Annotated in this window: 9 protein-coding genes; 7 read left to right on the top strand and 2 right to left on the bottom strand. The window is 72.7% G+C overall.

Annotation, left to right across the window (positions count from 1 at the left end; translation table 11 throughout):
* Window positions 1–28: 28 nt before the first annotated feature.
* Window positions 29–1,240, bottom strand: a complete 1,212-nt coding sequence (locus IE265_RS31105) for an NAD(P)/FAD-dependent oxidoreductase (protein ID WP_190039083.1) — start codon at window positions 1,238–1,240, stop codon at window positions 29–31.
* Window positions 1,241–1,580: 340 nt separating this feature from the next.
* Window positions 1,581–1,901, bottom strand: a complete 321-nt coding sequence (locus IE265_RS31110; RefSeq protein ID WP_190039084.1) for a bifunctional 3-phenylpropionate/cinnamic acid dioxygenase ferredoxin subunit — start codon at window positions 1,899–1,901, stop codon at window positions 1,581–1,583.
* Between the two features lie 213 nt (window positions 1,902–2,114).
* Between IE265_RS31110 and IE265_RS31115 the strand changes: the two genes are divergently transcribed.
* The 7 genes from IE265_RS31115 (at window position 2,115) to IE265_RS31145 (ending at window position 13,020) form a co-directional block, all read left to right on the top strand.
* Window positions 2,115–2,933 carry an IclR family transcriptional regulator gene (locus tag IE265_RS31115; protein WP_190039085.1) on the top strand — a complete coding sequence of 273 codons (819 nt, stop codon included), beginning with the start codon at window positions 2,115–2,117 and terminating at the stop codon, window positions 2,931–2,933.
* A 420-nt stretch (window positions 2,934–3,353) separates the two neighbouring features.
* On the top strand, window positions 3,354–5,771 hold the full coding sequence (locus tag IE265_RS31120) for a GcvT family protein (protein ID WP_229916745.1): 2,418 nt from the start codon (window positions 3,354–3,356) through the stop codon (window positions 5,769–5,771).
* A gap of 40 nt (window positions 5,772–5,811) precedes the next feature.
* On the top strand, window positions 5,812–6,981 hold the full coding sequence (gene solA / locus IE265_RS31125) for an N-methyl-L-tryptophan oxidase (protein ID WP_190039087.1): 1,170 nt from the start codon (window positions 5,812–5,814) through the stop codon (window positions 6,979–6,981).
* Window positions 6,978–8,132 (top strand): aromatic ring-hydroxylating oxygenase subunit alpha, encoded by a 1,155-nt coding sequence (locus IE265_RS31130; RefSeq protein WP_190039088.1) that lies wholly within the window; start codon window positions 6,978–6,980, stop codon window positions 8,130–8,132. Before solA ends, IE265_RS31130 begins: the two co-directional genes overlap by 4 nt.
* Window positions 8,125–9,591 (top strand): aldehyde dehydrogenase family protein, encoded by a 1,467-nt coding sequence (locus IE265_RS31135; RefSeq protein ID WP_190039089.1) that lies wholly within the window; start codon window positions 8,125–8,127, stop codon window positions 9,589–9,591. Before IE265_RS31130 ends, IE265_RS31135 begins: the two co-directional genes overlap by 8 nt.
* A gap of 244 nt (window positions 9,592–9,835) precedes the next feature.
* A complete protein-coding gene (locus tag IE265_RS31140; protein WP_190039090.1) occupies window positions 9,836–11,401 on the top strand; it encodes an APC family permease in 1,566 nt (521 codons plus the stop codon).
* Window positions 11,402–11,469: 68 nt separating this feature from the next.
* A complete protein-coding gene (locus IE265_RS31145; protein ID WP_190039091.1) occupies window positions 11,470–13,020 on the top strand; it encodes a GMC family oxidoreductase in 1,551 nt (516 codons plus the stop codon).
* Window positions 13,021–13,046 lie beyond the last annotated feature (26 nt).

Genomic DNA, 13,046 nt, shown 5'->3' on the forward strand with positions numbered 1-13,046 from the left:
CCCCCCCCGCGACAGGGGCGGCAGGTACCTAGGAAGCGTCCGCCCTCACAGTGCTCTCCGCTCCCACCGCGCCCGCGGCGCACGCGAGTTCACGTCGGACGCGCGTGAACGGCCGGGGGCGGTCGATGGAGAGCACCGCGGCCGTCCGGCCCTCGCGCTCGTACAGCGCGAGGAATCCGGTGGCGTCCGGCGCCCCGTCGGTGAGCGTGCCCTCCGCGACGCGGACGGTGTCGCCGGGGAGCCGGTGGCCCGCGAACTGGATCCGCGCGCCGTACTGGTCGGACCAGAAGTAGGGCAGCGGACGAAGACGCTCCGCGGTGTGGCCGGCGAGGAGGTTCCGGATCGCGGTCCGGGGCTGTTCCGTGGCGCTCGTCCAGTGTTCGGCACGGGTTCCGCCGACCCGGGCGACGTCCCCGACGGCGACCACTTCCGGCAGGGCCGTCACACAGCCGTCGTCGCAGAGCACTCCGTCGCGCAGGGCGAGCGTCGAGCCCGCCAACCAGCCCGTGTTGGGGGCGGCGCCGATGCCCACGACGACGACCTCGGCGGGGAGCAGCCGGCCGTCGGCCAGTTCCACACCGTCGACCGCGCCCGCGCCCGTGCCGCGCAGTCCGGCGACCCCGGTGCCGGTGATCAGCTCGACACCCCCGCGCCGGTGCAGCCCGGCGCACACGGCCGCCATCTCCGGCCCGAGTTGCGCCACGAGCGGCAGGGGCGCGGCCTCGACGACGGTGACCCCGTGTCCGAGCCGCGCGCACGAGGAGGCGGTCTCGGAGCCGATGAAGCCGCCTCCGACCACCACCCGGCGGGGGCCGGAGGTCAGTTCGGCGCGCAGCGCGCGGGCGTCGTCGAGGGTCCGCAGCGTGTGGACCCCGGCGAGGCGGCCGCCGGGCATGGGCAGTCCGCGGGCCGAGGCACCGGTGGCGACGACCACGCCGTCGGTCCGGACCTCGCGGCCGTCCGCCAGCAGGACGGTGCGGCCGGGCGGGTCGAGTCCGGCGGCCCGGACGCCGAGGATCCACTCGGCGTCGAGTGCCGAGAACTCCTCGTCGTCGGTGAGGTCGGGCGGGTCCTCGTCCGGCGCGCCGGTGAGGTAGTCCTTGGACAGGGGCGGGCGGTCGTAGGGGCGGTGGGGTTCGTCGCCGACGACCACCAGACGCCCGTCGAACCCCTGGGCACGCAGTTCCCTGGCCGCGTACAGGCCGGAGAGGGAGGCCCCGACGACGGTCACGGTCCTCATGTCCCGTTCCCCTTCCGCGGGGCGGGCACGCGGGGCACCGCCCGGGGTGTACGGACGGCGTGCGCGGCACGGACGCCGTGCACGGCACGGGCCTCGACGGCGTTACGGGCCGTGGCGGCGGCGCGGGAGCGGGCGGCACGCAGGCCCGCCGTGCGGCGACCGTCCGTTCCGGGACCGGCCGCCCGGCAACGCGCCGCCCGGCAGTCGGCCGAACAGGCGCCCGGTTCAAGGGGATCGGCCCGGGCGGCGGGCCGGGGCCGTGCGGGCGTCCGCGGGTCCAGGGGTGCGGAACCACGGGAACGGACGACGGGCACGGAGGTACTCCTCGCGTCCGGGCGGCTCATGCCGCCGAGCCCTCCTCGGCCGCCATGTGGACGTGGATCACCCCGTCCTCGACGGTGACACGGTGGGTGCGGACGGCCCTGCGTGCCGGGAGGCAGGTCGGCCGGCCGGCGCGGAGATCGAATGAGGCGGCGTGCAGCGGGCATTCGACCAGACAGCCCTCCAGCCACCCTTCGGACAGGGACGCGTCCTGGTGGGTGCAGGTGTCGTCGATGGCGTACAACTCGCCGTCGGCGTTGAACACGGCGATGGGCGGCGCGGTGTCGACACGGACGGATTCGCCCGCGGGGAGGTCGTCGAGGCGGCAGACGGGAATCACGGGCCCCCCTCTCGGTCCGGGACCACGGTCCCGTACCTCTCAGGTCCGGTCTGGTCCGCGGCCCTCCGGCCACGGACTCTTCGGTAACATGATGTTTCGCATGGCGCACGAGGGAGCGCTATGCGCAACAGAATCCGCGCGGGATGCCCGTCACGTCAAGGGCTTCCCGGCAGAAGCGGCGCATTCAGGCCGCCAGGTGGTGGGAGTCGAGTCATGAGCCGCACGCAGAAGCAGCCCGACGACGGCGGGGAGGCTCCCGACCGACAGGGCCGGGGCGCGGGCAGCGCCGTACAGTCCGTGGACCGCGCGGTGAGCGTGCTGGAGATCCTCGCCCGGCTGGGCGAGGCGGGGGTCACCGAGATCGCCGACGAGCTGGAGGTGCACAAGTCGACCGCGTCCCGCCTGCTCGGGGTGCTGGAGAACCGGGGGCTGGTCACCCAGGCCAAGGACCGCGGGAAGTACTACCTGGGCGCCGGCGTCCTTCGCCTCGCGGGCTCGGCCGCGGTGCGCCTGGACATCTCCCAGGAGGGCGTGCCCGTGTGCCGCGAACTCGCCGACGAGCTGGGCGAGACCGTCAACATCGCGGTGCTGGACGACGACGCGGCGGTCAACATCATGCAGGCCCGCGGCGCCGCGTCCGTCACCGCGCAGAACTGGCTGGGCAGGCGCACCCCGCTGCACGCGACGTCCAGCGGCAAGGTGCTGCTCGCCCACCTCCCGCCCACACTGCGCGAGGGGCTGCTCGCCAGGCCGCTCCCGCGCTTCACCGAGCGCACGATCACCGGCACGGGCGCGCTGCGGGGCGAGTTGGAGGCCGTGGTCGAGCGGGGGTACGCGTTCGCCCTGGAGGAGCTGGAACTGGGGCTCGCCGCGACGGCCGCGCCGGTCCGCGCCCACGACGGCAAGGTGATCGGTGCGATCAGCGTCTCCGGACCGGTGTACCGGCTGGACCCCGACCGGCTGCCGGACCTCGCGAAGCGCACGGTGGCGGCCGCCGGGGACCTCTCGCGCCGTATGGGGTACGGCTTCTGACGGAGCGTCGGGCAGACGCCGGGAGCGGGCCGGCCGGTGCGGGGAGCCGCACGCGGCCGGGGGGCGGGACCGGGTCGGCCTGCTCCCGCACCCCTGTGTGTCGGACGTGTTTCGGACCTCCCGCTCCTTTTGCCAAGGGTTAACCCGCACCCCTTGACGGCCTCGCGACGGCTTTCTCACTATGTTCCTCATCGCGCAACTCGGCGTGCACTGCGCAACAGCAGAGGAGCCTGTCGTGCCACACGAGGTCCGTGCCGCAGCCGCTGTGAGGAAGGGCGCTCCCGTCGAGGTGCGGACGGTCGTCGTGCCAGGTCCGGGGCCGGGCGAGGTGCCGCGCCCGGCAGTGGTCCTGTGACCGGGGCGCCCGCGGCCGGTCAGAGGCGGCCCGGCACTCCCGCCGCACCCGGCACGAGCCCCCGTGTGGTCGTCGTGGGCGCGGGCATCGTCGGCTGCTCGCTCGCCGACGAACTGACCGCCCTCGGCTGGACCGACGTCACGGTCCTCGAACAGGGGCCTCTGCCCGCCCCCGGCGGCTCCACGTCGCACGCGCCCGGCCTGGTCTTCCGGACGAACCCGTCGAAGACGCTCACCGGCTTCGCCCGGTACACGGCCGAGAAGTTCGCCTCCCTGGAGGTCGACGGGGTCTCCTGCTTCCAGCGGGTGGGCGGCCTGGAGCTGGCGACCACCCCCGAGCGTCTCGCCGACCTCCACCGCAGGGCGGGTCACGCCGCCTCCTGGGGCGTACGCGGCGAGGTGGTGGGCGCGGCCCGCTGCAAGGAACTCTGGCCCCTCCTCGACGAGTCGGCCGTGCTCGGCGGCTTCCACACGCCGGACGACGGCCTGGCCGACGCCCTGCTCGCCGCCCGCGCCCAGACGGACCGGGCCCGAAGCCGCGGCGCGCGCTTCCTGGACCGGCACACGGTCACCGGCGTCGAACGGGAGGGCGGCCGGGTCACCGGCGTCGTCACCGACCGGGGGACCTTCCCCGCGGACCACGTCGTGTCCGCCGCCGGGTTCTGGGGGCCGGTGGTGGGCCGGATGGCCGGCGTCGACGTGCCCCTGCAACCCCTCGCGCACCAGTACGCGCGCACGCTGCCGCTGCCCGCGCCGGCCGGGGCGGACGCCGAGGCCTCGCGGCCCATCCTCCGCTTCCAGGACCGCGACCTCTACTTCCGCGAGCACGGCGACCGCCTGGGCATCGGCAGTTACGCGCACAGGCCGATGCCCGTGGACCCGTTCGAGGTGCCCGCCTACGACGAGGCCCGCGCCCGGGACCTGGAGATGCCGTCCTCGCTGCCCTTCACCGAGGAGGACTGGGCGCCGAGCTGGGAGGACTGCTGCTCGCTGATGCCGGCCCTGCGCGAGAGCGCGGTCGAGGAGGGGTTCAACGGCGTCTTCTCGTTCACGCCCGACGGGATGCCGATCCTCGGGGAGGCACGCGAACTGCGCGGGTTCTGGCTGGCGGAGGCCGTGTGGGTGACCCACTCGGCGGGGGCCGCCAGGGCGGTCGCCGAGTGGATGGTCCACGGCCGCCCGGAGGCCGACGTCCACGAGTGCGACATCGCCCGGTTCGAGGACGTCCAGCGTTCCCCCGCGTACGTCAGGGACCGCGGCTCGCAGCAGTTCGCCGAGGTCTACGACGTCATCCACCCCCTCCAGCCGATGGAGCGGCCGCGGCCGCTGCGGGTCAGCCCCTTCCACGCGCGGCAGCAGGAGCTGGGCGCGTACTTCCTGGAGGGCGGCGGCTGGGAGCGCCCGCACTGGTACGAGGCGAACGCACCCCTCGCCGAGGGACTGCGGCTGCCCGAGCGGGACGCCTGGTCGGCCAGGTACTGGTCGCCCGTCGCGGCGGCCGAGGCGCTGGCGACCCGCGAGAGGGTCGCGCTCTTCGACATGACGCCGCTGCGCCGCCTCGAGGTCACCGGTCCCGGCGCGCTGGAGTTCCTGCACGGCATGACCACGAACAACCTCCGCAAGCGGCCCGGCGCGGTCACGTACACCCTGCTCCTCGACGAGAGCGGCGGCATACGGTCCGATCTGACCGTCGCGCGCCTCGGCGCCGACCGCTTCCAGGTGGGCGCCAACTCCCCCGCCGACCTCGACCGGCTCTCCCGGCACGCCCCGGACGGCGTCCGGATCAGGGACATCACGTCCGGCACCTGCTGCGTCGGCGTCTGGGGCCCGCTCGCCCGCGCTCTCGTGCAGCCGCTCACCCGGGACGACTTCTCCCACGAGGGCTTCGGCTACTTCCGCGCCAAGGAGACCCACCTGGGGCACGTCCCCGTGACGGCGATGAGGCTGAGCTATGTCGGGGAGCTGGGCTGGGAGCTGTACACGAGTGCCGACCTCGGGCTCCTGCTCTGGGACACGCTCTGGGAGGCGGGCCGGGAGCACGGCGTGGTGGCGGCCGGGCGCTCCGCCTTCAACAGCCTCCGCCTGGAGAAGGGCTACCGCGCCTGGGGCGTCGACATGACGGACGAGCACGACCCGTTCGAGGCGGGTGTCGGCTTCGCGGTGCGGTGGGACAAGGGCGGGTTCACGGGGCGGGAGGCCCTGGAGGCGCGGGGCGAACCCGCGCGCAGGCTCACCCCGCTGCTCCTCGACGACCCGGCCTCCGTCGTCCTCGGCAAGGAGCCCGTGCACGTCGACGGCGTCGCGGCGGGCTACGTCACCAGTGCCGCGTACGGCTACACGGTGGGCCGTTGCGTCGCGTACGCGTGGCTGCCGGTGCTCCCGTCCGGTACGGGTGTGCACATCGGGTACTTCGGCGAGAAGGTGCCGGCCACGGTCGTCGACGAGCCGATCCTCGACCCGGGCATGACCCGCATCCGCCGCTGAGGGCGCCGACCGCGCTCCAGGACCCGCCCAGGAGGCCCGAGTGTCCCCCACGTACGACGTCATCGTGATCGGCTTGGGCGGCATGGGCAGTGCCGCCGCCCACCACCTGTCCGCCCGCGGTGCCCGTGTGCTCGGGCTGGAGAAGTTCACTCCCGTGCACAACCGCGGCTCCAGCCACGGCGGTTCACGCATCACCCGCCAGTCCTACTTCGAGGACCCGGCGTACGTGCCGCTGCTGCTGCGCGCCTACGAGCTGTACGAGGACGTGGAGCGGGCCACCGGCCGGGACATCGCCACGCTGTGCGGCGGGGTCATGGTCGGGCCGCCGGACTCGCTCACCGTACGGGGCTCGCTGCGTTCCGCCACCCGCTGGGACCTGCCCCACGAGATGCTGGACGCCGCCGAGATCCGGCGCCGGTTCCCGACGCTGAACCCGGCGGACGACGAGGTCGCGCTGTACGAGCGCAGGGCCGGGCTGGTGCGGCCCGAGAACATGGTCGCCGCGCACCTCCAGTTGGCGGCCCGGCAGGACGCCGACCTCCACTTCGACGAACCGATGACCCGCTGGGAGCCCTGCCGGGACGGCGTCCGCGTCCACACGGCCGGGAACACGTACACAGCCGGGCAGTTGGTGATCTGCCCGGGGGCGTGGGCGCCGCGCCTGCTCGCCGACCTGGACGTGCCGTTCACCATCGAGCGCCAGGTCATGTACTGGTTCCAGCCGGCCGGCGGGGTCGGCCCCTTCCGGTCCTCCGGCCATCCGATCTACATCTGGGAGGACGCGGCCGGCGTCCAGGTCTACGGCTTCCCGTCGATCGACGGACCGGACCTGGGCGCCAAGGTCGCCTTCTTCCGCAGGGGCGTCGAGTGCACTCCTGAGACGATCGACCGGACCGTCCACGAGTACGAGGTCCGGGCGATGGCCGACCACATGGCCCGCTGCATCCCGACCCTGCCGGGCCGCTTCCTCAAGGCCGCCACCTGCATGTACTCCAACACGCCCGACGAGCACTTCGTCATCGCCCGGCATCCGGCCCATCCGGAGTCGGTGACCGTGGCCTGCGGCTTCTCCGGGCACGGGTTCAAGTTCGTGCCCGTCGTCGGGGAGATCCTCGCCGATCTGGCGCTCAACGGCACGACCGAGCATCCGATCGGCCTGTTCGACCCCCACCGTCTCGCCGCCGCGCCCGCCCGAGGAGAACGCACGTGACGACGACCCCCGCCCCCTCCGCTGCCCCCGCCCCGCTGCCGCCGAGCCTGATCGCCACCCTGCCGGGCCGCTACTACACCGACCCTGGCATCTTCCGGCAGGAGCAGGAGGCGGTGTTCGAGTCGATGTGGTTCTGCGCGGTCCGCAGCGCCGACCTGGACCGCCCGGGAGCCTTCCGCACGGTGCAGGTCGGCCGCGAGAACGTGCTGGTCACCCGCTCCCGCGGCGGTGGTCTGCACGCCTTCCTCAACGTCTGCCGGCACCGCGGCGCCCGCCTGTGCACCGAGGAGGCGGGCCAGGTCCGGCGCAACCTCCAGTGCCCGTACCACGCGTGGACGTACGACCTGGACGGGCGGCTGGTCGCCGCGCCCAACCTGACGCGGATGCCCGACGTCGACCGCGACGGGTACGGCCTGGTCCGGGTCGCCCTGCGGGAATGGCTCGGCTACGCCTGGGTGTGCCTCGCGGACGAACCGCCGTCCTTCGAGGAGACCGTGACGGGCGCGGCCGTGGAGCGGCTCGGGAACGCGGCGGCGATCGAGCACTACGGGACCGAGGACCTCGCCCTCGGCCGACGGATCGTGTACGACGTACGGGCGAACTGGAAGCTGCTCGTCGAGAACTTCATGGAGTGCTACCACTGCGCCACGATCCACCCCGAACTCACCGACGTGCTGCCGGAGTTCGCCGAGGGGTACGCGGCCCAGTACTACGTGGGCCACGGCGCGGAGTTCGGCGAGGAGGTCAGGGGCTTCACGGTCGACGGCAGCGAGGGGTTCGGGAGGCTGCCGGAGGTCACCGAGGAGCAGGACCGCCGCTACTACGCGATCACGGTCAAACCGACCGTCTTCGTCAATCTCGTACCCGACCATGTCATCCTGCACCGCATGTTCCCGCTCGCCGAGGACCGGACGGTCGTGGAGTGCGACTGGCTCTACGCGCCGGAGGTCGTCGCGTCGGGGGCCGATCTGTCGAAGTCCGTGGAACTGTTCCACCGGGTCAACACACAGGACTTCGAGGCCTGCGAGCGCACACAGCCCTCCATGGCGTCCCGCGCCTACCGGCGGGGCGGGGTCCTGGTGCCCACCGAGCACCACATCGGGATGTTCCACGAGTGGCTCACCGGCATGCTGGGAGGCAACGATGGCTGATCTCTACATCGGCGGTACCTGGACGGGCGCGCGGGAGAAGCGGACGCGTGAGATCAGGTGTCCCGCCGACGGCTCGCTGGTCGCCGTCGTGGACGAGGCGGGCGCCGGGGACACGGCCGACGCGATCGCGTCCGCGCGCCGGGCCTTCGACGAGGGGCCCTGGCCGCGCACTCCGGCGAACGAGCGCGGCGACCTGCTGCTGCGGGTCGCCGACCTCCTCGTGCGCGACAAGGCCGCTCTCGCCCGCGCGGAGTCGCTCGACACCGGCAAACGCCTGGTGGAGAGCGAGTACGACATCGACGACATCGAGAACTGCTTCCGCTACTTCGGACGGCTCGTGGCGGGCGAGGCCGGCCGGGTCGTCGACACCGGCACCGCGGGGGTGGACAGCCGGGTCGTGCACGAACCGGTCGGCGTCTGCGCGCTGATCACGCCGTGGAACTACCCGCTGCTCCAGACGGCCTGGAAGGTCGCCCCCGCCCTCGCCGCGGGCAACACGTTCGTGCTCAAGCCGAGCGAACTGACCCCGCACACGGCGATCCGCCTGATGCGGCTCCTGGAGGAGGCCGGGCTGCCCGCGGGGGTCGCGAACCTGGTCCTCGGCGCCGGACCGGTGGCGGGCGCGCCCCTCGCCGACCATCCGGACGTGGACCTCGTCTCGTTCACCGGAGGTCTGCGGACGGGCCGCGCGCTGATGGCGGCGGCGGCCGGGACGGTGAAGCGGGTCGCCCTGGAACTCGGCGGCAAGAACCCGAACATCGTCTTCGCGGACGCCGACTTCGAGACGGCCGTCGACATGGCGCTGACCGCCGTGTTCCTGCACTCCGGGCAGGTCTGCTCGGCCGGTGCCCGGCTGCTCGTCGAGGACCCGCTGCACGACCGGTTCGTGGACGAGCTGGTCCGCAGGGCCGAACTGATCAGGCTGGGCGGGCCGTTCGACGAGCGGGCCCAGACCGGCCCGCTGATCTCGGCGGCGCACCGGGCGAAGGTCGAGGAGTACGTCGCCCGGGGTCTGGCGGAGGGGGCGGTCCTGCGGTGCGGTGGGAAGCGGCCCGCCGATCCGCCGCATCCGGAGGGCTTCTACTACCCGCCGACCGTGCTCGACGAGTGCTCCGCCCGGATGGAGGTCGTCCAGGAGGAGTCCTTCGGACCCGTCCTGACCGTGGAGCGGTTCACCGACGAGGCGGAGGCGGTCCGGCTGGCGAACGACACGGTGTACGGGCTGGCGGGGGCCGTGTTCACCTCGGACGAGGCGAGGGCCCAGCGGGTCGCGTCGGCGCTGCGCATCGGCACCGTGTGGATCAACGACTACCACCCGTACGTCCCGCAGGCCGAGTGGGGCGGCTACAAGCAGTCCGGGTCCGGGCGGGAACTCGGCCCGGCCGGACTCGCCGAGTACCGCGAGACCAAGCACATCTGGCGCACGACGAATCCCGCCCCGCAGGGCTGGTTCTCGTGAACGGGCCCCCGGCACCCGGCCGGATCCACCGCGCCCGCACGCACCCGGGACCCTCGCTGAGCAGGGCCGGGAGCCGGGCCAACCGCCCCGGAAATACACGTACTTCGCACTGATTCCCCGCGCACGTCACCGTGGCAACGGGCGGTCCTCGCCGTAAGATCCAGCACCCGCGTCCCTACGACCCCGCACGAGCCGCACTCCCCTCCCGCCCCGGGAGGAACTTCCCCCTTCCCAGGAGGCGCTCATGACCGCCACGGCACAACCGCCGGAACAGCACAGCCACGACGACTCGGAACTCGCCGAGTTCGGCTACAAGCCCGAACTCAAGCGCACGCTCGGCAACTTCCACACCTTCGCCGCCGGGATCAGCTACATATCCATCCTCACCGGCACCTTCCAGCTCTTCTACTTCGGCTACGGCAGCGGCGGGCCCGCCTACTGGTGGTCCTGGCCCCTGGTGTTCGGCGGCCAGTTCATGGTCGCGCTGTGCTTCGCCGAACTCGCCGCCCGCTACCCGGTGGCGGGGTCCGTCTACAACTGGGCGAAGAGAGTGGGGAATCCGCACATAGGCTGGCTGGCGGGCTGGATGATGCTGCTGGCCTCGATCGTCTCGATCGCCGCCGTGGCACTGGCCTACCAGTTGACGCTGCCCCAGATCTCCTCCGGCTTCCAGTTCGTGGGCGACGGGACGGGGACCTACGACGTCGCCACGAACGCCGTACTGCTGGCCTCCGTACTCATCCTGTTCACCACGCTCGTGAACGCGTTCGGCGTGAAGCTGATGGCGCGGATCAACACCGCCGGGGTGTTCATCGAGCTGATCGCCACCGTCGTGCTGATCGTGCTGCTGGCCGTGCACATCACCCGCGGGCCGCAGGTCGTGCTGGAGACGAACGGCACCGGCCAGGGCCAGCCGTTCGGCTACCTCGGCGCCTTCCTCATCGCGTCGCTGGCCTCCGCCTACGTGATGTACGGGTTCGACACGGCCGCCTCGCTCGGCGAGGAGTCGCTCGACCCCTCGCGCAACGCGCCCCGGGCGATCATCCGCGCCATCGTCGCCTCGTTCGTCCTCGGCGGTCTCGTCCTGCTGCTCGCCCTCATGAGCGTGTCCAGTCTGAAGGGCGAGGAACTGTCGACGGACGGGCTCCAGTACATCGTTCTCGACGTGCTCGGTCAGGACGCCGGCAAGGCGATGCTCTGGTGCGTCCTCATCGCGGTCACCGTGTGCGCGCTGGCCGTGCACACGGCGGCGATCCGGCTGGCGTTCGCGATGGCGCGCGACAACAACCTGCCCGCGTCGTCCAGGTTGGCCAAGGTCAACCCCCGCTTCCGCACCCCGGTCCTGCCCGCGGTCGTCATCGGTGTCCTCGCACTGGCGATCCTCGTGGTCAACATCCGCCAGCCGCAGATCTTCACCGTGGTCACCAGCATCGGCATCATCATGATCTACATGGCGTACCTGCTGGTCACCGGCCCCATGCTGGTGGCCAGGCTGCGCGGTACCTGGCAGCCCGCCGGCGACGGCAAGTTCTCCCTCGGCCGCTGGGGCCTGCCCGTCAACATCGTCGCCGTGCTGTGGGGCGGGCTGATGACCCTCAACCTGATCTGGCCGCGCGCGGCGGTCTACAACGCGACCGAGCCCCACCACTGGTACCTGCGCTGGGGCGCCGTCCTGTTCGTGGGCGTCGTGATGGGGGGCGGCTTCGCCTACTACTGGTTCGTGCAGAGGCACCGCACCGGAGTGCTCGCCGAGCACCAACTGTCCCCCGCAGCCCCCGGAGCGCCCGCTCCCGCCCCGGCGGCCGACTGATCGCGAACCGGCCGGCCGGCCGCTCGGCCGGCCGGTGGATCAAGACGTCGAAGGAGGTCAACTCCCCCATGGAATTCGATGAGTTCGACTATGTGGTGGTCGGCGGTGGCACCGCGGGTAACGTCGTGGCGGCCCGGCTCTCCGAGGACCCGGCCGTCACGGTGTGCGTGCTGGAGGCGGGGCCCAGCGACGTGGGCGTCGACGACGTCCTCAAGCTGGAGCGCTGGATGGGCCTGCTGGAGTCCGGCTACGACTGGGACTATCCGGTCGAGCCGCAGGCCAGCGGAAACAGCTTCCTGCGGCACGCCCGCGCCAAGGTCCTCGGCGGCTGCTCCTCGCACAACTCGTGCATCGCGTTCTGGGCCCCGGCCGAGGACCTGGACGCCTGGGCGGCGGGCGGCTGCCCGGGCTGGAGCGCGGCCGACCTGTTCCCGCTCTACCGGCGGCTGGAGAACAACGACGCCCCCGGCGAGCACCACGGCCGTACGGGCCCGGTGAAGCTGCGCACCCTCAAGAGCGACGACCCGTGCGGCAACGCCCTGCTGGAGGCCTGCGTCCAGGCGGGCATCCCGCGGACCCCGTTCAACACCGGCAGGACGGTGGTGCGGGGCGCCGGCTGGTTCCAGGTCAACTCCGACGAGAACAACATCCGGCAGTCCTCGTCCGTCGCGTATCTGCACCCGGTGCTGGGCCGGCGCCCGAACCTCGACGTGCGGACGGGGGTGCGGGCCAAGCGGCTCGTGCTCGACGGGCGGCGGTGCACGGGGGCCGAGTACCTGGGCCCTGACCTCGTCCGCACGCGGACGGTCCGGGCCCGCCGCGAGGTGATCGTGTCCTGCGGCTCGATCGACAGCGCGAAGCTGCTGATGCTGTCCGGCATCGGCCCCGCCGACCATCTCCGGGAGGTGGGCGTCGAGGTGGTGGTGGACTCGGCCGGAGTGGGCGAGAACCTCCAGGACCATCCCGAGGGCGTCATCATGTGGGACGCCCTGCGGCCCATGCCGACCGTGTCGAGCCAGTGGTGGGAGGCGGGCGTCTTCTACGACACCGAGCCCGGTCTGGACCGGCCGGACCTGATGTTCCACTACGGCTCGGTGCCCTTCGACATGAACACCGCCCGGTGGGGCTACCCGACGTCGGAGAACGCGTTCTGCCTCACCCCGAACGTGACGCGCGCCAGGTCGCGCGGCACGGTGCGGCTGCGGACCCGCGACCACCGGGACAAGCCCCGGGTCGATCCGCGCTACTTCACGCACGAGCACGACGTCCGGGTGATGACGTACGGGCTCAGGCTGGCCCGGCGCATCGCGGCGCAGCCGGCGCTGAGCGGCTGGGCGGGCGCGGAACTGGCCCCCGGTCCGGACGTGCGGACCGACGACGAACTGCTCGACTACGTCCACCGGACCCACAACACGGTCTACCACCCGTCCTGCACGGTGAGAATGGGCGCGGACGACGACCCCTCGGCCCCACTGGACGCGCGGCTGCGGGTCAAGGGCGTCCAGGGGCTGCGGGTCGCCGACGGGTCGGTCATGCCGGACCTCGTCACCGTCAACCCGTGCATCACGACGATGGTGATCGGCGAGAAGTGCGCCGACCTCCTGAAGGAGGACGCGTAGCCGGCCGGCTGCCGGAGGCGGGACCG

Source organism: Streptomyces fructofermentans, assembly GCF_014651055.1.
In the GTDB taxonomy this organism is placed as follows: domain Bacteria; phylum Actinomycetota; class Actinomycetes; order Streptomycetales; family Streptomycetaceae; genus Streptomyces; species Streptomyces fructofermentans.